The organism is Endozoicomonas sp. SESOKO2, from assembly GCF_024606245.1.
Lineage (GTDB): Bacteria > Pseudomonadota > Gammaproteobacteria > Pseudomonadales > Endozoicomonadaceae > Endozoicomonas_A.
In genome coordinates, this window is record NZ_JAHHPQ010000425.1 from 1 (window position 1) to 21,136 (window position 21,136).

The following is a 21,136-nucleotide window of genomic DNA, read 5'->3' on the forward strand; positions in this document are numbered from 1 at the left end:
GGTAAAAAATGACTGTTTCTGTAACAGGCAATGATGAGGTCAGAGAAAAATGGATTCCGTGATTTATAATCCAAGCTGGCTGTTGCGTATAAAAGTTCTTGTGTTGCACAGGGAGGCAGGGGAAGGTTGTTTTTTGCTAATTCAATAATTTCATCCAGAAAACCTGCTGGGAATAAATGCTTGTCTTTTTTTGCTGCTTCATACAATCCAAAACGTCTGTCTAAGTGCGAATAATGAACGATATCTTCAATTTTACATCTCAATGCTTGTAACTTGGCAATTTTTTTAAACAAATTCTCTATTTTGTGTGTTGTACTGAATTCTTTTTGGAGTGTTTCCTGTTTTTTTCTACTAAAAAACCTGTTACCCAGTTTTATTATCAGATAGAGCCAGTCATCACCACTAAAATGTTCGGTATTGCCATCCAGATAATCTTTCATTAATGATATTTGGTGTTTTTCGCCAGCAGAGAAATAGCCTTCTGGTTTTTCTAACGTTTTGATTTTTATTGTTTTTCTGTGATAAAGACACTTTTGTTCAACTAGAAGAGAGCCATTTGTGGGCAATGGCTCTGTTTTTTTCGAGCTCACAGCTTCCTGACAGGTAGTATCTGCCCTTATAGGTTGTGGCTGAGGCTGTGAGTGGATTGATGATAAATGCATGGAAATAATGTTTTAAAAATACGATTTCATTCTTAGTCCATATTTTTCTGAAAAGGTTCAAAACTTTGTGCAGATTGTTGAATAAGGTGTATCACGTCGGCAAGCGAGCAAAGTGATGATACTGATCTGGATGGCGTTCCAATGCACAAGCGATATGTTTGAGTGACTTTTCTGAGCCTTCGAAAGATAACGCCACCATGAAGGTACAATCTGGATTTTTTGTTTTAATCCAGACACAGACTGTCTCTGGCACCCTTCAGGATGCATGCTCAAGCCTTGCCGTTATTGCAGAAGAGTTCTCGCTGGTACTGAAAGATCCGCCCTTCCGTTGCATAACAACCTGAGTGAAAGCCTGATTCGGGAATATGTCAGCGATGAAATGGGATTATCTGACAGATAGTTTAACAGGCGGTGAGCGCTTACCAAGGTAAAAAACTTGATTGCAAAGGCCTACGGTAGTCTAACATGTAGGCTTTGCACCAGTTTCTGAGACAATAACAATGCAGGAGTTTTGAATGTTTAGGCAATTATTTTTTTGGCTATTAGTATTCTATCTGCAAGACGTAAGAGCAGTTCAGGATTTACGGCTTTTTTTCGTTGTTGCGCCTTCTAACTTGAAATTTATGGTGGATGGCTGTTATGGATTTAATTCAGAGTTCAGCTACTTTATAAAAGATTTTAACGATGAATTTAAAGAGGGTCGTAAAGAAGTAGTAGTATTTGTTAAGCATTTAAAAAAAACGTTTTCTTGTTTTGTTATTCCTTCCCGCGAATTAGGTTTTATTGCTGAGGGTTCTGGTGATTATAATTTTTCACTGCATAATTTTCATTCTGAACCTGATGAACGACGCTTTACTCGATATATTATTGCCAGATCTTTGTGGTATCACCTTTTTTATACATCGTATTTGGAGCAAAAAGAAAATGAATTTAAGTTCGCTGAATCATTATTTAATAAAAATTCTGATTTGGAGGTTGTGCTGTTATTTAAGTGTTTTGGTGACAATGAATATAAGGAACATTGTAAAAGCTATTTATCAGATGCCCTTGAGGGATTTGGATGGAACCTTGAAACTAAAGTTAGAAGCAAAGAAAGTTGTATGTATATTAGAATTATTATTGCTCTTGGAAATGAGAGTTATAATAATCTCCAGTCCTTTCAGCTAGATTCCAATGTACGCTTGGATATTGAAAAGTCGGGTATACGAAGGCAAGGAGAGAAAAATAAAAGCTCTATGATTTTTTTTCCATCAACAGTATTCCAGAAAAACCCCTGTGAATCACTGGCTGCCAGCGACATACAGAATCAGGAAGACTACTGCGCTTTCGGAATGATTGGCTCAAATAATGCGTGTGTGTGGACATTTCCCAGAACCTACAGCCAGATGGAAAGCTTTGTTGAAGAGAGTGCCTGTGTCAGTACTGGTGCTACTGCTAAAAATGTCTATGAAGTGTGCAGAAAATTTACTAATACTTCGGCAGAAGCCTTGAATGGCGCCAAAGCCTTATGTGTTGTTCTGACGGGAATTTCCATTAGTTTCAAAAGAGAAAAGTCAGATGCTTACAACAGTCTGAAAAATACGAGTGAATATTTAAAAGAGCTTGGATTAGAGGTTCATAATATGCCAACGGATGGTTACTGTGGCTGGCATGCTATTTTGAGTTGGATCAGAAGTAATAGGTATGAGCTTTTGTCTGAAATGACTGAAAATTCAGATGATTTAACAGCGCAGAGAGTATTTGAATATTTTTCTGCCAGGGCTCAGGAAATGGTCGAGGAAGGTGATGAACGTGAGTTTATAGTATCAATGGCTAATGAAATGAATGGATCTAATCCCGATAGAATGTGGCTTGAAGATAATCATATTCGTTTCCTGATTGCCCCGTTTATCAACCAAAACATTTTAATGCTTGATATAGCTTCTAGTGATCCCACTCCGGGATGTCCTTTTCAGATTAGCTTGATAAGAGCAGATGGTGTTGATGTTATTTTTCAGAATCAAGATGAAGTTGTTAATGCGTTGCATGAAAATCGCCATTGTATGATGTTACTTCATGCTCATAATCATTGGTTGTTGATAATGCCTGATCGTCAATTGGCTACAAATCAAGCTACTCGTGGGAATGCAACTTCACAAGATATACCGAGAGAATGGTTGGAAATTGACTGGAGTACTGTCGTTGTTCCACATCTTCTTCTGAATAAGTAGCTCACTAAATGAAAGCCTGTTGTGATGCCCAGGTTCTCAGTTTTGAGCCAGTCATCATCACTGAAATGTTGGGCTCCTCTTGCGATCACAATTTTACCGCTCAGCTACTGAGGTCGTTCATTGCAGGGCTAAATGAGAATGATTATGCTGGTGCGTAAGCCCTGGTTGCCAGCCTCTGGTGCATGGCTTCTTCGATGGTATCACTGCACTTACCCGCAAGGCACACGCCGACCTCAGAAAAATCGGGATCGTAATCAACTCCGCACCATTACGACTTTGAACCAGTGTTCAGGAACTTTTTTTTATTTTGTTGCGTCTAAGTTAGTACAGGATGCAGATGCTCATTTATTTGGGCAGAAATGTTCATTTTGAGCGGGAGCTCGCTGATTTTTCCGGGCTGCAATGCATCAAGTTCAAAAAGCGCCTGCAAATTCTGGGCAGTTACCACGGAATAACCCAATAACCAGATAAAGGAGTATCTTATGAATAATCTTAACTCTTATGGAACTAATGGATTTACTGTGAGGACTCACCAGCAGCCAATGAAGTCAGGTAGGCAGAGTGTCGTCACGGAATGTTTTAATTACGATAAAGCCGATCGCTTTGTAAAAATCTCTGATACTAAATCGGAATTTTCTAAATACTGTTATAACGGCCCTATCTTAATCGATACCTCTCAGTATAGAGGTGGCAATGCGACTAGAGCATTGTCTTCGTATTCTATTAAGGCTTCTGATGATAGTTCTGAAAACAATGATAATAAAATCTTACAATTGGATATAGATGATAGTGAATGGGTTGGGATCAATGAGAATGTTCAAGCAATAAGGCTTAGTGGTTGCGTATTCCTCATTCATGTTCCTTATAATGCTAAATCCTATTATGCCTGGCATCTTAACTCGCTGCACAGGAAAATTTTATCAGACAAAACAACAGCAGCCGTCTGCATGTCTGGGGATACTACTGAAGTTAAAGCAGCTTACCGCGAAGCCAGGTCCTGGAGAGAGATGCTGAGTCAATATCCCGGGACGAGCTATTTATGTGCCACTGACGACATTGAAGATGAGTTCAGGAGTGTTTTTCGTGTAAGTCCGGCTAATATCACCAAAACCGGAGGAGTGGAGGTTGACATCACATTTGATATTGCTACCCGAAGCTTTCAGGTGATAAATCCTCTTGAAGTTGAAGCCGCTGTCAGTGAGCTTGAATCCCGAAAAGAAATGCTGCAAGAACATCCAGGGACCAGCTATTTATATGGCCCTAAAGACGTTGGAGATCTGGCAGGGAGTCCTTCTGATATTGATGCGGCTGAACCAAAACCGCAGGACAGGGTCAACTCAGCCACGCAATAGATGGCATTGTTTGGGCCGCTCTTTATGAACGCTCACATCACTTTAGGCTCCCCGCCCTCTGGATACTTTGGTGATGATGAGCACTGCCCTGCCTTGGCTCCTGCCCTTCAAAAAACCGCTGCACCAGACTGACCGAAGAAATATTGTAGGGCTAAATAAGAATGATAATGCTGGTGCGTAAGCCTTGGGCGGATCTGTCCCAATGGGATTGGTCTGCAAGTTGGTTGATGACAAATGCGAGTAAATCATTCTTTATAATTTCAATTCATTACATTATTGGTTCATATTTTTCCTGAAAAGTTCAGGATTTTCATAAAAATGATGGAGGCATTATTTTTCTGAGGAAATGACTATCCTAAATCACTGCTTTGCGGTTAAAAAACTGAAAGAAAAAAGGTGCTCCCTGTTGGTTTACAGTAAAATAGAGGTTGGTAAAAAAGCTATTTAAGTCAGCTGAAAAATAGGCATGAGCCGTAGTTTTTATTTGCTCCTGGTCATAATCGTACTAAATTTCAAACTCTATATTCGAAAGAAGCTATACGATGAGATTGTTTTTTTTTATGCTCATTTTTTCCACGCAATTTTCTTTGGCAGGAGGGTTTACTGAGGCTATTTTTGAGAATGATTTTAAAGCAGTTAAAGAGCTGATCGATCAGGGTTATCATCTGGCAAAAGATGCAGATGCAGTTCCCACTGCAATCAGCACCGGATCATTAGAGATGCTGCTTTTTCTGCTCAAACATGGTGCTGACCCAAATACCTTTACTCGTACCTACCGATATAATGGCCTGAACATAAGACATGTTTTAGGCGACACTTCAAGTATAGGTCAGATTGTTGCATTATTAAGTTATGGCGCAGTCGCTCATGATGGCCCAAATGGTCATAAGTGGGATTATAATATGGCAATAGTTGATAAGAGGTGGCTGCATGTAGCTGTTTATTATTATTGGGAGCGGATGTTAATGCACAATATACCAACACCCCCCAATAGCATTTCCGAACTCAATACCATTATAATGTCTCTGCCCTTACTTACTATTAAGGCTCTTGCTGTTTTTACTGAACATCAATTTAATTTAGAAGATATACTGACGTTGTTGCCAAATTATCTAAAGTCGTTTTTTAGAGTCTTTCTCAATTTTCATGAAGAAGACTGATAATAGGGTAGATCATGCAAGGCAATCAATAGCACTGTCGTATTTTTAATGGTCGCATAAACCCCATCTAATCAAGGCTCTTTTTAAATCGTTTTGCCGCGACCACTAAGCCACCGATAGTAAAAGCGCCCAGATAAACAGCATCCGTCGTCATGCCCTGTAACTCTGCTCCTCTTAAAATAATCCCCCTCATCAACCGCATATAGTGGGTTGCAGGCAAGAGTTCAGACAGCCATTGAGCCGCTATTGGCATGCCTTCAAAAGGAAACATAAATCCTGACAGTAGAATCGAAGGCAGCAGAATGAAAATGGTCATTTGTGAGGCCTGCAACTGTGTTTCTGCAATGGTCGAGATAATCAGCCCAAGGGTCAGGCTTGCAGAAATAAACAGCATGGTAGCCAGTAGCATCTGGATAATACTGCCGACAAAGGGCACATCAAAAATCAGGTGGCCCAGTGACATAATGATGCCGGTCTGAATAAACCCTACAAAAATATAGGGAATGATCTTTCCGATCATTAGCTCAATAGGGTGAACCGGTGTCGCGATCAGCAGTTCCAGATTGCCCCTCTCTCGTTCACGCACCAGTGCGGCAGATGTGAACATAATCATCGTCATGGTCAAAATAACGCCAACCAGACCCGGAACAATATTGACAACGGATCGTTGCTCCGGGTTGTAGTAAAGAACGATTTTAAAAAGCGCGCCCGAAGACTCAGGCTGAATCCCGGCAGTGGCACGGAAAGGCATCGTCTGGAGCTTTAAAATGGCCGAGCTGATCATAGGGTCTGAGCCGTCAATAAGCCACTGCGCGCCGGTTCTGCCATCGTTTAAGCGCTGGATGAAGTCGGATGGAATAATCAGGGCAGCTCTTACTTTTCCACTCTTGAGTGCTTCTTCTGCTCCCTGTGGACGTGCATCCTGACGAACTATTCTGATCACCTGAGTAGCCTCCAGTGCATCCATCAGAGCGCGGCTGAAGTAAGTGCGGCTGTTATCCACAGCAGTGACCGGTATCTCTCTGACATCGGTATTGATCGCGAAGCCAAACAGCAGCAATTCAATGAGAGGAATAATGACGATCATGGCAAAGGTGGCGCGATCACGGGACAGTTGTCGTAATTCTTTCATTAGAATCGAGGCAATTCTTTGAAGGCTATTGGTCATGCCCGACAGAGTTGAAAGCTTTTCCATTACTGCCGCCGCTGTTGGGTACAATGAACAAATACATCCTCAAGACTGGGGCGCACCCTTTCAATGGTTCTGTCTTTCATTTCTTCTGGCCACTGGCTTCGCAACCAGACTTCAGGCTCACTGATTGTATTGGTTATCAGAACCCGCAGGCGGGCTCCCTGCTGGGCCGAGGATAAAATTTCAGGTCGGGCTGTCAGGGCTTCCCTGACCAGCCGAAGTTCGGTGCCGTCTACTTCCAAAACCCTGGCTTGCATATCGGCCATGAGCTGCTTGGGGGAACCTTCGGCTTGCTTAATACCTCCCTCCAGAATGGCCAGACTATGGCAACGCTCGGCTTCATCCATGTAGTGAGTGGACACCAGAATAGTGACTCCCTGATCACAGAGGTCAAAAAGAGTTTCCCAGAAATCACGTCGGTTCTGAGGGTCTACCGCTGAGGTTGGTTCGTCCAGTAGCAATAATTCGGGTTTATGTAATGTTGCTGCTGCCAGGGCGAGCCGCTGGCGCTGCCCGCCACTGAGGCTGCCTGTCATACGCTTGCGGCGCTGGTCCAGACCATAGGTAGTGAGTTGGCTGTCAATGCGTTTATTGACCTCTCTGCCCGGCAGATTGAAAATTTGTGCCATGAACTTCAGGTTTTCTTCGACGGAGAGATCGTCGTACAAAGAGAATTTCTGGGTCATATAGCCCAGTCGCTGTCGAAGTGCTTCCGACTCTTTGGGTATTTCCAGCCCCAGAACACGAACGTCACCCTGACTGGGTGTCAGCAAACCGGTTAACATTCTGAGCGTAGTCGACTTGCCACTGCCATTGGGCCCCAGGAAACCAAAAATGGTCTTTTCTTCGATGTTCAGGTTCAGATGATCTACGGCCATGAAATCACCAAAACAGCGGGTCAGCCCTTTGGCTGAGATGGCCTGTCGGCTCACAGGGGCAGGTCCACTTGCACAGGCAGTCCTGATGGCAAATCAGAAGCGGTTTCCGGAAGCTGTACTTCGGCCATGTAAACCAGTCGGGAGCGTTCTTTTTCATTGAGGGCATAATGGGGAGTGAAGGCCGGGTCCAGAGAAACCCAGCGTATTTGACCAAGAAAAGATTTTTTGACGCCATCAATATGTACCGTCACGTGGTCGCCCACGTGAACAGCGGCCCTGCGGGGCTCTGGAACGTAAATGCGTGCATAGGGTGCTTCATGCAACAGCAGGATGGCCAGAGTGCTGCCTGCTGAAACTCTCTCTCCCAAGTGTCTGGGCAGACTATCCAGCCAGCTGTCTCTTGTGGCATAAATGGATAGATCCTCCAGCTTTCTCTGTTCCAGAAACTGATTGGCCAGAGCCTTTTTCATGGAAGCCTCTGCCTGTTCTATGACTTCAGGGCGATTGCCATTGAGCAAACTCTGGAGTTTTTCTCTGGCATTTACTTTTTCTGCCATGAGAGCATCACGATCAGCTCTCGCCTGATCCAGTCTGGATTGGCTGATCAGTTTGCGCTTTAACAGTGTTTCGTTTCTCTGGAACGTTTTATTGGCATCCACCAGCCGGGCTTCTATTTGCCCGACACTGGCTCTTGCTGCTGCTATGTCTTCCATTCTGGCGCCGTTGACTATTTCACTCAGATAAGCTCGTGCCCGTTCTGTTTCGGCCAGGGCCGCAGCAACGGCTGCCTGTTGCTTGCGATCATCCAGCTTCAGGATCACTTGACCGGTTCTTACCGGGTTGCCCTCATGGATGAGTATCTCTGTAATCAACTCCGAAGCGGTCGCTGTCAGAGTGACTCTGTCACGCTCAAGGGTTCCCAGTGCCTGATGGTTGTCGGAAGAGAAACAGCCGGAAAGCAAAAGTGACAGAACGGTAGTGCCAATTAAAGTCAGATGACTTTTTATCAATCTGCTCATAGAGTGAAAGCGTTTACTGTGACGATGAACATCCATCAAATGTAGTCACAAAATGAGAAGACGACCTATTACTGTCTGCGCCACCATGAAATGGAACTGAGGTTGGTAAGCAGGGAAGACAGCGAGTACCGAATCGCCTGGGAAGCGGGGGAACATCGGTACTCTGATTACAGTTAGAAGTCGATCAGGTAGCTGAAGTCAGGAACTCAACAGAGGGCGCGAAGAATGCACAGCCAGTGGTGGCCTGTGAATAATCCATCAAGTGGTCATAGTGACCATGCCTGTCGGCCTTGACCATGGACTCCATCATTTTGTCAAAATGGGTCGGAGTGCGACAGTAGGAGACAAAGTAAAGTCCGCCTTCACTGGCATTGCCATAGGGCATACTGTGACGCAGGATTTCCATACTTTTGCCTCCACTGTCCTTGACGTTGGAACGCTTTACGTGAGCCGTTGGCGCTTTTTCTTCGCCACTGAATTCAATGTCGTCCTCCTTGGTGCGGCCGATCACTTTTTCCTGCTCAGTGACCGCCAGTTTGTCCCACTTTTTGAATGAGTGAACCCACTTCTGGGTATGGATATAGCAGCCTCCGGCAAACGATTGATCTTCATCACCCACCAGAGTGACGCTGGCCCTGTTATCTCCCTGTGGATTTTCGGTGCCGTCTACAAATCCGGTCAGGTCGCGACCGTCCAGGTAACGGAAACCTGTCTCATCTTCCTGAATGTCAACGGCTTGTCCAAAATGATCCATAGCTCTGTGCAACAGGATAAAATTGATATCCCGACGATTGGAACGGATATGGAGCAGCAGATCACCGGGAGTGGCAGGTGCAGTCCGGTCACCTTCTGTCACGGCTTTGAAGGGAGCGAGAAGCCTTGGCTTAGCGGCTTTGTACAAAGCGTCCCAGGCCTGACTGCCGATACTGATCGTGGAGGTCAGCCTGGCATCGGGGTACTGTTCGCTGAGATCCCGTGTCAGCTGTGGTATCAGCGCACAGGTCTTTTTAATCTGTGTGAGGCTGTCTGGATCTTGCCTGATAGTTAAAACCAGAAAGCAGGCATCGGTATTGGCTTCTGGAGTAATTCCTGATTGTGGTGTGCTCATTTCCAACTCTGACGTCAGTTTTCGAAACAATGGCAACCTGTCTGTTCGCTGTCTGGTGCCATTGCATAGCATGAAGGGGTTTAGGTTCCGGATCAATACACTTATCTGGCTTTATCGGATAGGTTACCGGCCTCTTCGCACTCACCTTCTTCAGCCATTTGTGCCAGTTGTGAACATTCTGATGACATCGGCTGGAAAGGACAAGCTGTGGTTTCCTCCTGACGGGTCATAAGGCTGGCAATCGTGTCCTGTCGGGTAATCTTGCATTCAATGGCGTCAATAGTTCGAAAGCTCAGCCAAATGGCTATGGCTGAGAACAGGACTCCTCCGGCTGCCTGACCCACCAGTACGCCATAGGGCCCCATATATGCAGAGGCGACCCAGATGAAAGGAACGGTACCCAGTGTCGCCCGACCCCAATTTAAGAGGGTTGAGTATCCGGGTTTGCCCAGATTGTTAAAGGCAGCATTGGCGACGAACAGAGTACCTGTGAACAAAAAGCTAATGGCAATCCAGTCGCAGAAAAACGACACCAGGCTGGCCGCTTCCCCCGTGGCTCTGAACACTTGAATGAGAATGTCCTGCAAGAAAAACAGTATGGCTGAAATGACAATGACATAATGCACAGTGAAGAGGATAGCATTTCGAAGCGACTCCCTGACCCGGCCCATCCGTCTCGCCCCAAAATTCTGGCCTATTATAGGTCCTACTGCTCCGGACAGGGCAAAAATGACACCGAAGGCGACAGGTATCAGTCGGTTAATGATTGAGTAGCCTGCTACGTAACTATTGCCGTACTGCGACATATAGCGAACCATCCAGGCGCCACTGAAAGGCATGGCCAGATTGGTGGCAATGGCAGGGAGGGTGATTGCCAGAATGTTTCTCAGATCCTTGCCAAACTGGGAAAGACGGAAGGGGGAGTAGAGTTTATGTTTATAGAAAATGCCGTAAAAGGAAATAGCAAACATTGTGGCACGAGCCATCACTGAAGCAATGGCAGCACCCTCTATATTCAATTCCAGGAGAAAGATCAGTATAGGGTCCAGTATGGCATTCACAGCTCCGGCTGAGAGTGACGATGTCATTGATAGCCTGGCATCTCCTACGGCTCTGAGCCCGGCACCGAGGGTCATGGACAAGCTGACCAGAGGCATGGAGGGAATCACGATATGCAGGTAACTGTCGGCCAGTTCATGAACTCGCCCGGTGGCTCCCAGCAAAGTGACCAGTTCAGGGATCAGAAGCCAGAAAACGATGGCCAGCGTGATACTGACTAACAGCACCAGGAAACAGATGTTTACTTGATATTGACACGCTTTTTCCCGGTTGTGGCTACCAATGGATCTGGAGACCAGGGCCCCGGCGGCAATGGATAAGCCAATACCCAGGGCCGAAGTGATAAACAGGATGGTGCCGGCATAACCAATAGCTGCAGCCAGAAACTTTTCACCGAGCAGACTGAGAAAGAAGAGGTCGAGCAGGTCGACAAAAAACAGCGTTGTGATGCCTGCTGCATTGCTGAGGCTCATGACAATGACGTGCTTCATTGTTGAACCCTGAGTAAAGCGGGCATGGGTCATGACAGGCTTCCGTTTCGACACCGTATGAAGTGTTCCGGTCAGTTGGATATAAAACGACCAAAGTCGTTAACATATAAGATAGAAAGAGTCGTGCTTTGATCAATGAACAGGACATTGCGCTTCGACCAGCTTAGTTCAGATCGCAGCGACGGGTCGGGTAAATGGCGTTACAATCAAACGCTTTATTTCCTCTGGACTGTTTATCTTATGGATCTTATCTGGAACCGGGCTGAAACCGGGTCTCCATTACTGATTCTTGCCCATGGTGCCGGTGCGGCTATGGACAGCGATTTCATGAATCAAATGGCCGTCTTGATGATGGCTGAAGGTATCAGTGTCGTGCGCTTTGAATTCCCTTATATGCGGGAGCGAAGGAAAACCGGTAAAAAAAGACCACCGGACAGGCAACCAAAATTATTGCACTGCTGGCAGGACGTGATTGAATATATCCAAAAGGATTATAACGGCCCTCTTTTCATTGGCGGTAAATCCATGGGCGGACGCATGGCTAGCTTGCTGGTGTCTGAGGTGTCTGGTCTTTCATTGAGAGGTGTCGTATGCCTGGGGTACCCATTCCATGCACCAGGTAAACAGGACAAACCCAGAACGGAGCATCTTGTTGATTTCCCATTACCCATGCTGGTGGTGCAGGGTAGTCGGGATGTCATGGGGGATTACAGCACCGTGCGGGGTTACGGCCTGTCAAAGAATATTGAGCTTCATTGGCTGGCCGACGGCAATCATGATCTGAAACCCCGGGTAAAATCGGGTTTTACTCATGAGCAGCATCTGTTAGAAGCCGCACAAAAGATCTCAGCCTTCATAAAGTAAAGTTTACGTATACTGATCTGGACTAAAGCCTCATAAAATGGTCTGAATTTTGTCAGGCAATTGTGAGGACTGGCGTTGAAATCGACTGCAGCATTGTATCGGCAGGTCTGGGTGTTTGCCTGGCCTGCCATTCTTGCCAATATTTCGGTCCCTCTCCTGGGGCTGGTTGATTCAGGGGTGCTGGGGCATCTCTCCAGTGATATTTATCTGGCCGGTGTCGCCATCGGCAGCACATTGTTTTCACTGTTGTTCTGGGCTTTTGGTTTCCTTAGAATGGGAACCACCGGTTTGGTGGCCCAGGCGCTGGGTCAGGATGATCATCAGAAATCCCGGCAATGGCTGGCCCAGTCGATCCTGCTAGCTCTGGTGATCGGCTTTTTACTGATTCTTTTACATCGTCCCCTTCTGGCTATTGCCCTGCCTTTATTTAATGCGGCCCCTGAAGTGGCTGAGCAGGCCAGGATCTATTTCTCCACTCGAATATTTTCGGCTCCTGCGGTTTTGATTAACTTTACGATAGTTGGCTGGCTGATTGGAATGCACCGTCCTAAGGGGCCATTGTTTATTCTCGTGCTGGCCAATGTGGTTAATATTATTCTGGATCTGTTTTTTGTTCTGGACTTGGGAATGGCTACCCGGGGTGCAGCATTGGCAACAGTGATCGCCGACTATACCAGTCTTGTGCTGGGGGTCTCGATGGTCAGTCAAACCTTGAGAGGTAAGTCTGGAACTTTTGTCCGCTCAATGATTCTGAACCTGGGCTCTATGCGTCGCCTGCTGTTACTGAATCGACACTTGTTTGTTCGCACGCTCTGTCTGCTTGGAACTCAGGCTTTCTTTACGGCACAGGGAGCCCGGAGTGGCAGTCATATCCTGGCGGCCAATGCTTTGTTACTTAATATGTTGCTGCTGATTTCCAATGGACTGGATGGCTTTGCCCATGCTGCCGAAGCACTGACGGGTGAAGCTTTGGGGCAGCGAAAAGAAGATCGTTTTAAACAGATTGTCAGGGTAACGGGTTACTGCTCGCTCATTTGTGCCGTGTTATTTTTTTTCACCTTCTCGCTGGTGGGGCAGGGTATCATTGGTCTGTTGACGAATATCCCTGCCGTCGCTGAAACGGCAAACACTTATCTGCCCTGGCTGGCCGCCATGCCGTTGTTTGCCGTTTGGTGCTACTGGCTGGATGGTGTGTTTATTGGCGCCGTGCGAACGGATATGATGCAACACACCATGTTGGTGGCGACGTTAATGGTCTTTCTGCCAGTCTGGTATGTCACCCGTAATATGGGTAATCACGGCTTGTGGTTGGCCTACAGTGCCTTTATGCTGGCCCGCAGTGCAGGACTGGCTATTGTCTATCGATCCCTGAGTCGGTCCGGTTCCTGGGTCGGATAACAGGAGTGAATGTGTCGGATACTATAGAAATTGATCATGAACTGGATACTTCAGGTCTGCTTTGCCCGGAACCGGTCATGATGTTGCACAATAAAGTGAGAGACATGAAGCCGGGAGAAATGGTCAGGGTTATAGCGACCGATCCTTCTACCCAGCGTGATATTCCCAAGTTCTGTAACTTTCTGGATCATGAACTGCTGTCTCATGAGCAGGTGGAAAAACGGTATATCTACCTGATTCGGAAGTCAGCCTCCTAGGAGGCTTGTATTTGTGTAACTTAACCGGGTTGTCGCGCTAACCTTTCTGCTCCAATAGATAGCCCCGGCTTTTGAAAGGACAACTAAGGAAGGACAACTAAGGACAACCAGATGCCTGACAGAGATTGCGAATGAAGGTTACGCTTTTAATCCTCGATTATTTGGGTAAAGGCAGTTTGATTTTTTATGGGTGCCCTAAATCTTCTGGTCATCTTCTAAGAACGGCGCCACGTGTCATCATGTCCATGATAATAATACTTCAGTAATTGCATGCCAACGAGGCTGTGTGCTTCTCTGTAATAAGGGTCTGGATTGTAAGAGTCATCAGTACGTCCACTAACTGGCTTTTCATGAAGGTCTATAATGCAGGGTTTCTTTAAGGCACCTCTTAAAAAAACATCTTTAGAATGCTCTGCCACAAAAAAACAACTGTTTTCACCGTCCCAGGAAACGCCTCTATCAGATTCCAAGAGATAATCGTAGTGAGGTGAAATATGTATAATCTGTTTTGATAGATATTCATAATTACTGTCTGCTTCACCACTTAGAATATAATCAAATAGTTTTATCGCATTATCTCTGGAGTATTTTTTTGATGTTCTTTTATTTAGGTAGGGCATTTCAGAGAAAAATGATCTATGCCTCTCTAAACGGATTTTATTAGTTTCAGATAGTTGTTCTACAACGTCTTTATCTATGTAGATAAGTGGCAATGTCATTGACATTTTTGGCTGAGTGAAAGTCCCATGGCTAGCTAATATATAAGGTGGTTTAGATAACCACTGATTATCAATGTCTGAATAAAATAAATGATTAGCTCCTAGTTTTTGTAAACGATTAGCTAGTTTGGTTTTGTTTTCAGACTCTGCCTTATCTATACAAAATCTTATAGTTTCGGTAATGTTTTGAGACACAATAACTCTAATAGAATCCATAAACTGAAGGCACATCGATGAAGCATATTTCTCTAATTGCACGAGAAAACCTAACTGCAGATCTGTTTCCATAGAGATACATAAGATATTTTCATGATATTTAAATTCAGCCTTCATCTGATCAATTTGAGTCTTTGTCAGATTCATATCCGAAAACACGATAAGTAATGGAATATCATCTTTACTGAGATCGGTTCCTTCTTGTAATATTGTTTGAATATAATTAATTCCAGTAAGATGTCGAGGATTATTCAATCCATTAAATATGCTGGTGCCATGCAGTGCGGCCCATGTGTGAAAGACCGGACATGGAGGACATACCCTCAAATCCATAGCACTGGCTTTCTCCAGTGAATCAATGCCTGAAAACTTTAAGCTATCAGCCATATTCTTCCATGACTCTTTATCAATTGAATCAAAAAAATTTGGATCTGCCGTGAAAACTATATTTTTTGCAAGGCGGATGTGGTGACTATCGTTATCTTTCCCGGACGGTACCAAGGAAATACATCTTGATGATAAGTCCTTACACCCAAAATGCTCTTCTGTGTACTCTTCTGCCTTAGGAAGGTATTTCTTATTGTTAACTTTATTTTCAGATAGGCTTTCTGTCAGCGTTTCAGTGTACAGTGACGAATATCCTGCCGGATGTATTTGCTCTCCTACAACTTGATCCATGTCCTTGCTCCTTGTTCTTTGCTCCTTAGAACCTTACAACGTGTGTTGGTTCTGATTCATTGCTAACAAGTGTGCAAGAATGTCTAACAAAATGAAAAAGTGAACAAAAAGTGAAAAATGAATAAGAAATAGACAGAGAGATTCATATAAAAAATTGAAAAAGCACAAATGGAAAAAGACATTCATATATTTGACCCGCATGGATTACTTATATGGTGAGGATTACCAGGCTGGAGAGTGGCATCGGTGGAATGGTGTATATTTGAGATCAAGATTGGGCTTGGTACTGTTATAGAAATGAAAAAGCTGGGTATACAGTTGATTTTAATATGCTGATTTAGAATGATCGTGAGCCAACAAAAAATCAGGAGCTTGCACCTGAGATGCATTTCCTTAATTTGATGTTATGTCTATTTTAGCTCAATCGATTTCACTGATCAGGTGCGTTTGTAACTCGTCGTAAATCTTATCAAAAGTTGCTTTGATACCGATTAAAGGTTCCCCGTTGCTATTAAAAGAAGCAATAAAAGGAACATTAAAATGAAAAGTTACTGTATTATTATCAATTGTTGTTGATGCTGTCGTTTCGAGAAAAGTTTGCTGGTCTAATAAGGTTTCAGTAGATGAAGGCGGCTCGGAAAATGTAAGAGATTCAGGATTTTCAGATGAAAAAACTTCGGAGCAGTATGCTCTATTGTTTTTTTGATCATCTGATTCCTTTTGAATATTTACTGTCAACTGTTCAGAAATAGTTAGCTCTCGGGGACGATGATTTCTTATATTAGTTGCAATTTTTTCTGATATTTTTCCAAAAATAAATTTCTGTATCAGTTGAGTAAGACTGTATATCTCAGCATATTCCTTTTCGAAAGGTAGTCTGTTTTGATTTACTAAAACTGTTATTTTTATTGTACCCTTTATTTCATTTGATGTGGTACTGCCGGAGATAAAAAACAGTAGCATCATTGCTTTTACGAGCAGACTCATCTATCAAATCTCATTGATGGCGATACACGGCATTGAGTATAGGCATATAAAAGAATAGGGACATCCATATATTTGACCAGTCTACGGATTGAACTACTTTACTGCTGTTTCCAATTTTTACCATTGTAGCTGAAGATCTCATGACTCAGGTTCGCAGTAGCCTGATTGATTCAGGTTCGACTCCGTACTATCGGTGTGTTCGCAGGGCTAATTTGTGTGGTGAGGATCATCTGACTGGGAAGAATGTTGCGCATCATCGGCAGTGGGTGGTTGACCCATTGGTTTCCATCTTTGCCGTCGAAGCCTGTGCTGATCTGTAATGTCTAATCATTATCATCTGGTGCTGCACATTAGCTCCAGCGGGTTTTTTCTGTTCTAATTTTTCTTTTTTTGTTTAATTGTCTCGATTATTATGATTTTTTATTAATGGTTGTCCTTATCTTTTTCTTGAAAAATAAGGTGGCACCTCAAACTTTGTACTTGATTTTGGATTTTTGCTTTTCCAGATATTCAGTGCTATTTTTCGTCGTAAGTTAGGTATGACAGAGAGCAGTACAGAATGAGATTAAGAAATACGATCTTAGTGTTACTAATATATGCACTTCCATATCATTCAAGCGCAACAGTGCTTTCAACTTCTACTCGTTTCATCTCATTTTACGATAAAGCTTTTACAAGAGCATTTAAAAAAAGCGAATATAGCCTGGAAAGCTTTATTGGCGCTCGTGAATCATCTGGGCTTTCAAAAATGATTGAAGGTATTAGAATGATGAGAGCAGTGCTTTTAAGCGAAACTCAATCTAACCCCACAAATCCAAAAGATATATATTTAGGGCAATTATGGAACTTGCAACAGAATGGTTTAGTTGCTACCAGCGTTGATCAATTTTTAATGTTTTCTTCCCTGTCTCCCTTGTCCGGACCAGGTGGTCAACTTGATAATACTTTTGAGGGTTTGCAAAGAAATAAAGGATTGAATGAGGACTTAAAGAAGGTCTTGCTGATGGTGTTGGAAATACTTAATGAAAGTAGTGAGTTTATAAACTCATGTAGTGAATTAGGACTACTTGAAGAACTGCAAGACATAAAGAGAGAGATTGAGGAGCTAACTCAAGGTGAATAAAAAGTGGCAGATATGAGTTTTCATTCAGGAAGCAAAAAAAACTGCATATTTGAAAAACGATAAACTTTAAGGATATCTTGGTTTATCCAATGATTTTGCATAGTCAGCACACACAATAACTGTTAGTAGGATCTCCCGCTCTTCAGGCAGGTCTTCCGGCTTGGCACTTTATCAGATCTAAGGTATTTTCTACCAAGTGCACCATGTGAAATCATGTCCATGATAATAATATTTAAGTAATTGCATTCCAATGAGACTATGTGCTTCTTTGTAATATAGATCTGGATTATAAGAATCATCAGCAAGTTTACTAGTTGGCTTTTGATGAAGGTCTATCCTCCAGGGGGTTTTTAAAGCACCTCTTAAAAAAACTTCTTTAGAGTGCTCTGCCACAAAAAAACAACTATTTTCACCTTCCCAGGAAACCCCTTCATCTATATTGAATAGGCATGTGTAGATAGGTGAAATATGTGTAATCTGTTTTGATAAATGTTTAAAATTACATTCTGCTTCACCACTTAAAATATAATCAAAAAGCTTTTTTGCTTTATCTGTAGACCATTTTTCTGAATTTCTTTTATATAAGTAAGGAAGCTCAGAGAAAAATGATCTATGTCTTTCCAAAAGTTTTCTATCAACATCAGATAGCTTTTTTTCATCTTCACTTTTTATATAGATGAGAGGCAACGATCTTGATATTGTCGGCTGACTAAATATTCCATGACTAGCTAAAATGTGAGGAGGTTTGGATAACCATTGGTTGTCAATATCTGAATAAAACAAATAGTTAGTCCCTAGCTTTTCGAAACGATTAGCTAGTTTGATTTTGTTTTCAGATTTTGCTTTATCTATACAAAAGCTTATAGTCTTAGTAATGTGTTGAGATACAACAAGCCTAATGGAATCCATAAACTCAAAGCTCATAGATGAAGCATATTTATCTAATGGCTTGGGGAATTTTAGTTGCAGGTCTGTTTCAAGCGAGATACATAATATATTATCATGATCTTTAAACTCACCCTTCATTTCATTAATTTGAGATTCTGTTAGATTCATATCCGAAAATACTATAAAAAGTGGGATGTCATTTTTACTCAGATCAGTTCCTTCTTTTAATACCCTTTCAACATAATTAATTCCCCTGAGTTTTTTAGGGGTATTCAAACCATTGAATATTGTGGTACCGTGCAATGCGACCCATGTGTGAAATATAGGGCAGGGAGGACATACCCTTAAATCCATAGCGATGGCTTTCTCTAATGAATCAATGTCTGAAAATTTTAAACTGTCAGCCATGTTTTTCCAGGATTCTTCATCAATTGAATCAAAAAAAATTGGACTTTCAGTAGTAACTATATTTTTTGCAAGTGCGATGTAGTGATTACCCTTATCTTTTTCGGTCGGAGCCAGAGAAATGCTTCTAAATGACAGTAACTTTTGCTCAAGATGATTTTCTGTGCATTCTTCTGCTTTAGAAAGGTATTTCCTATCATTACCAGTATTTTTAGATAGCGTGCCTCCCTCCGTATCGGTGTATAGTGGGGTATATGCGGCAGATAATTTTTTCGATCCTATAATTTGGTCCATGTACTGATTTCTATTATTTAATGCTTTATTTCTTAGTATCTTAAAACATTTATTGGTTCTAAATGATTACTAGAAAACAGGTAAGATTGTCTGAAAAAATCACAAAGGACCTAATGTATACCGTTTTTACCTGAGATTGAGACTGCCCTACGCTAAAAGATTTTTTCTGTTACCTAACTTATTTGCTAGATTACTTGTGGTTTTTCGGTGAACTACTATCCAGTATCATTTAATTGAGTTCTAATAGCGATTAGGCATCTTCTATTATTTGATCCACGTGCCATCATGCCCATAGTAATAATACTTGAGTAATTGCATTCCAGTGAGTCTGTGTGCTTCTCTGTAATATGGATCTGGATTATGACAATATTCAGTATCCGGTTTTTGATGAAGATTTATCATGCTAATTCTTTTTGAAGCGGCTCTTAAAAAATCTCCTTTAGAGTGCTCTCTTACAAAGAAGCAACCATTGTCACCTTTCCAGGAAATTATTTCATTATTAGCCCTCAAAAGATAATCGTAGTCGGATGAAATTTTGACTAACTGCTTTGATAGATGTTGATAATTACTCTCTGCTTCACCACTTAAAATATAATCAAATAGCATTCTCGCTTTGTCTGTAGACCACTTCTTTGAATTTTCTTTATTTAGATGAGGCAGTTCAGAGAAAAATGATCTATGCCTATCTAAAAGCTTTCTATCGGCATTAGGTAGTTTTGTACTGTTAATGTATGTGTTAATAAGTGGCAATGTACTCGACATTGTTGGCAGAGTAAACATCCCATGTCTGGCTAATATGAAAGGTGGTTTGGATAACCATTGATTATCTATATCTGAATAAAATAAATGATTAACCCCTAGCTTTTCAAAACGATTAGCTAGTTTGGTTTTTTTTTCAGAATTTGCCTTGTCTATACAAAAGCTTATAGTCTTAGTAATATTTTGAGATACAACAACTCTAATAGAATCTATAAATCTGATGTTCATGCGTGAAGCATATTGCTGCAATTCTGCAGGGAATGTTAGCTGCAAATCTGTTTCTAACGAGATACATAAGATATTCTCATGACTTTCAAATTCAGCCTTCATCTGTTCAATTTGAGAGCCTGTTAGATTCATATCTGAAAAGACTATAAACAGGGGGATGTCACTTTCACTGAGTTTAGTTCCTTCTTCCAATATCCTCTTAACATAATTTATTTCCGTGTGTCTTTCAGGATTATTCAAGCCATTAAAGATGGTGGTGCCATGCAATGCGCCCCATGTGTGAAAGACTGGACATGGAGGGCATACCTTCAAATCCATAGCAGTGGCTTTCTCTAATGAATCAATACCAGAAAACATTAAACTATTAGCCATATTTTCCCAGGACTCTTCATTAATTGAATCAAACAAAAATCGATCCAGAGTAAAGACGATATTTTTTGCAAGTTGGATGTAGTGATCATTGTTATCTTTTTTGGTCGTAACCAAAGAAGTGCGTCTCGATGAAAGATCCTTATGCCCAAAATAATGTTCTCTGTGCTCTTCTGCCTCAGGAAGGTACTTCTTATCATCAGCTTTATTAATTGGTAGGCCAGCTACCTCCGATTCAGAGTGTGCCGGGGTATATGCCCCTGGCAATATGGCCGGTTTTACTACTACTTGATCCATATCTTTATTCCTTAATTCGTTCTGTTTCACTTTGTCCCTGAAAACTCTTTTTGGTTCCAATTTATGGCTAACCATTATGTAAGAATGCCTGACAAAAATGCCCGTAAGATTGAGGTTGAAAGCTGGAGTCGAGATGAGGTGAAGTAGTGCGACGTTAGACTGCCCTTTTTACTGGCCCTCTCTTGATCTATACGAGCAATGCCACTCTAAGCTGCTCAGAACCAGACCGTATCGATGAATATGTGGCAGAGTATCGTAGCCGTTTGAAGAGTATCAGTTGGTTTATGCGTCTTGGGTAAAGGCACAGGGCTTACGCACCAGTCTAATCATTCTCATTTAGCCCTACAACGAATGCCCTCGGTAGCTGAGCAAGATGTTTATTACTCCAACCAGCCTTTTTACGCTTTGTTTTGATACTCCTTTTGCTGGTAATATCAGCCTCCAGGATATTCAGAGCGATTAGGTAAACGTAGATTTCTTTGGTCTGTCTGGTGTAGCGGTTGTTTGAAGGGACAGAAGCCAG

General features: G+C 42.6%; 19 protein-coding genes. 8 read left to right on the top strand and 11 right to left on the bottom strand.

Annotated elements, in window-relative coordinates:
- Positions 1-590: hypothetical protein (locus KDK17_RS09335; RefSeq protein WP_257287921.1), on the bottom strand; the 590-nt coding region annotated here is incomplete at its 3' end.
- A 587-nt stretch (positions 591-1,177) separates the two neighbouring features.
- Here KDK17_RS09335 and KDK17_RS09340 point away from each other — a divergent pair.
- The 3 genes from KDK17_RS09340 (at position 1,178) to KDK17_RS09350 (ending at position 5,384) form a co-directional block, all read left to right on the top strand.
- A complete protein-coding gene (locus KDK17_RS09340) occupies positions 1,178-2,872 on the top strand; it encodes a hypothetical protein (RefSeq protein WP_257280573.1) in 1,695 nt (564 codons plus the stop codon).
- Between the two features lie 482 nt (positions 2,873-3,354).
- Positions 3,355-4,224 (top strand): hypothetical protein, encoded by an 870-nt coding sequence (locus KDK17_RS09345; protein ID WP_257287922.1) that lies wholly within the window; start codon positions 3,355-3,357, stop codon positions 4,222-4,224.
- 542 nt (positions 4,225-4,766) lie between these two features.
- Positions 4,767-5,384 carry a hypothetical protein gene (locus KDK17_RS09350; protein WP_257253796.1) on the top strand — a complete coding sequence of 206 codons (618 nt, stop codon included), beginning with the start codon at positions 4,767-4,769 and terminating at the stop codon, positions 5,382-5,384.
- Between the two features lie 67 nt (positions 5,385-5,451).
- Here KDK17_RS09350 and KDK17_RS09355 read toward each other — a convergent pair whose 3' ends face one another.
- From KDK17_RS09355 to KDK17_RS09375, 5 genes are all read right to left on the bottom strand, one after another.
- Positions 5,452-6,579 (bottom strand): ABC transporter permease, encoded by a 1,128-nt coding sequence (locus KDK17_RS09355; protein WP_257253797.1) that lies wholly within the window; start codon positions 6,577-6,579, stop codon positions 5,452-5,454.
- Positions 6,579-7,508, bottom strand: coding sequence for an ABC transporter ATP-binding protein (locus KDK17_RS09360; protein WP_257253798.1), 930 nt, complete (start codon positions 7,506-7,508; stop codon positions 6,579-6,581). The genes KDK17_RS09355 and KDK17_RS09360 overlap by 1 nt, the downstream gene beginning before the upstream one ends.
- Positions 7,505-8,473: an HlyD family secretion protein gene (locus KDK17_RS09365; RefSeq protein WP_257253799.1), complete on the bottom strand. Its 969-nt coding sequence runs from the start codon at positions 8,471-8,473 to the stop codon at positions 7,505-7,507. The genes KDK17_RS09360 and KDK17_RS09365 overlap by 4 nt, the downstream gene beginning before the upstream one ends.
- 184 nt (positions 8,474-8,657) lie before the next feature.
- Positions 8,658-9,581, bottom strand: coding sequence for a Dyp-type peroxidase (locus tag KDK17_RS09370; protein WP_257253800.1), 924 nt, complete (start codon positions 9,579-9,581; stop codon positions 8,658-8,660).
- A gap of 101 nt (positions 9,582-9,682) precedes the next feature.
- Entirely contained in the window at positions 9,683-11,131 is a 1,449-nt protein-coding gene (locus KDK17_RS09375) for an MATE family efflux transporter (RefSeq protein WP_257287923.1), read from the bottom strand.
- Positions 11,132-11,266: 135 nt separating this feature from the next.
- Here KDK17_RS09375 and KDK17_RS09380 point away from each other — a divergent pair, with 135 nt between their 5' ends.
- The 3 genes from KDK17_RS09380 to tusA all read left to right on the top strand — a co-directional run bounded on the left by KDK17_RS09380 (position 11,267) and on the right by tusA (position 13,650).
- Entirely contained in the window at positions 11,267-11,995 is a 729-nt protein-coding gene (locus KDK17_RS09380; RefSeq protein ID WP_257287924.1) for an alpha/beta family hydrolase, read from the top strand.
- 75 nt (positions 11,996-12,070) lie between these two features.
- Entirely contained in the window at positions 12,071-13,393 is a 1,323-nt protein-coding gene (locus KDK17_RS09385) for an MATE family efflux transporter (protein WP_257287925.1), read from the top strand.
- An 11-nt stretch (positions 13,394-13,404) separates the two neighbouring features.
- Positions 13,405-13,650, top strand: coding sequence for a sulfurtransferase TusA (gene tusA, locus KDK17_RS09390; RefSeq protein ID WP_257253804.1), 246 nt, complete (start codon positions 13,405-13,407; stop codon positions 13,648-13,650).
- A 215-nt stretch (positions 13,651-13,865) separates the two neighbouring features.
- On the opposite strand, the gene KDK17_RS09395 is transcribed toward tusA, so the two are convergent.
- Complete coding sequence (locus tag KDK17_RS09395) at positions 13,866-15,263, bottom strand: hypothetical protein (protein WP_257287926.1); 1,398 nt, start codon at positions 15,261-15,263, stop codon at positions 13,866-13,868.
- A 420-nt stretch (positions 15,264-15,683) separates the two neighbouring features.
- Positions 15,684-16,250 (bottom strand): hypothetical protein, encoded by a 567-nt coding sequence (locus tag KDK17_RS09400; RefSeq protein ID WP_257287927.1) that lies wholly within the window; start codon positions 16,248-16,250, stop codon positions 15,684-15,686.
- A gap of 140 nt (positions 16,251-16,390) precedes the next feature.
- Here KDK17_RS09400 and KDK17_RS09405 point away from each other — a divergent pair, with 140 nt between their 5' ends.
- Positions 16,391-16,570, top strand: a complete 180-nt coding sequence (locus tag KDK17_RS09405; protein WP_257287928.1) for a hypothetical protein — start codon at positions 16,391-16,393, stop codon at positions 16,568-16,570.
- Between the two features lie 239 nt (positions 16,571-16,809).
- Positions 16,810-17,373, top strand: coding sequence for a hypothetical protein (locus tag KDK17_RS09410; RefSeq protein ID WP_257253812.1), 564 nt, complete (start codon positions 16,810-16,812; stop codon positions 17,371-17,373).
- A gap of 189 nt (positions 17,374-17,562) precedes the next feature.
- Here the strand turns inward: KDK17_RS09410 and KDK17_RS09415 are convergent, their stop codons facing one another.
- From KDK17_RS09415 to KDK17_RS09425, 3 genes are all read right to left on the bottom strand, one after another.
- Positions 17,563-18,960, bottom strand: coding sequence for a hypothetical protein (locus KDK17_RS09415; protein ID WP_257253813.1), 1,398 nt, complete (start codon positions 18,958-18,960; stop codon positions 17,563-17,565).
- 264 nt (positions 18,961-19,224) lie between these two features.
- Positions 19,225-20,613, bottom strand: coding sequence for a hypothetical protein (locus KDK17_RS09420; RefSeq protein ID WP_257253815.1), 1,389 nt, complete (start codon positions 20,611-20,613; stop codon positions 19,225-19,227).
- Positions 20,614-20,935: 322 nt separating this feature from the next.
- A partial coding sequence (locus KDK17_RS09425) for a hypothetical protein (protein ID WP_257287929.1) occupies positions 20,936-21,136 on the bottom strand: 201 nt, incomplete at its 5' end.

Bases quoted from the DNA above. Each gene is read 5' to 3' on its own strand.
- KDK17_RS09405 (WP_257287928.1), top strand. From the start codon at position 16,391: ATGACTCAGGTTCGCAGTAGCCTGATTGATTCAGGTTCGACTCCGTAC.
- KDK17_RS09355 (WP_257253797.1), bottom strand. From the start codon at position 6,579: ATGGAAAAGCTTTCAACTCTGTCGGGCATGACCAATAGCCTTCAAAGA.
- KDK17_RS09350 (WP_257253796.1), top strand. From the start codon at position 4,767: ATGAGATTGTTTTTTTTTATGCTCATTTTTTCCACGCAATTTTCTTTG.
- KDK17_RS09375 (WP_257287923.1), bottom strand. From the start codon at position 11,131: ATGAAGCACGTCATTGTCATGAGCCTCAGCAATGCAGCAGGCATCACA.
- KDK17_RS09420 (WP_257253815.1), bottom strand. From the start codon at position 20,613: ATGGATCAAGTAGTAGTAAAACCGGCCATATTGCCAGGGGCATATACC.
- KDK17_RS09395 (WP_257287926.1), bottom strand. From the start codon at position 15,263: ATGGATCAAGTTGTAGGAGAGCAAATACATCCGGCAGGATATTCGTCA.
- KDK17_RS09365 (WP_257253799.1), bottom strand. From the start codon at position 8,473: ATGAGCAGATTGATAAAAAGTCATCTGACTTTAATTGGCACTACCGTT.
- KDK17_RS09345 (WP_257287922.1), top strand. From the start codon at position 3,355: ATGAATAATCTTAACTCTTATGGAACTAATGGATTTACTGTGAGGACT.
- KDK17_RS09410 (WP_257253812.1), top strand. From the start codon at position 16,810: ATGAGATTAAGAAATACGATCTTAGTGTTACTAATATATGCACTTCCA.
- KDK17_RS09370 (WP_257253800.1), bottom strand. From the start codon at position 9,581: ATGAGCACACCACAATCAGGAATTACTCCAGAAGCCAATACCGATGCC.
- KDK17_RS09380 (WP_257287924.1), top strand. From the start codon at position 11,267: ATGAACAGGACATTGCGCTTCGACCAGCTTAGTTCAGATCGCAGCGAC.
- KDK17_RS09415 (WP_257253813.1), bottom strand. From the start codon at position 18,960: ATGGACCAAATTATAGGATCGAAAAAATTATCTGCCGCATATACCCCA.
- KDK17_RS09340 (WP_257280573.1), top strand. From the start codon at position 1,178: ATGTTTAGGCAATTATTTTTTTGGCTATTAGTATTCTATCTGCAAGAC.
- KDK17_RS09400 (WP_257287927.1), bottom strand. From the start codon at position 16,250: ATGAGTCTGCTCGTAAAAGCAATGATGCTACTGTTTTTTATCTCCGGC.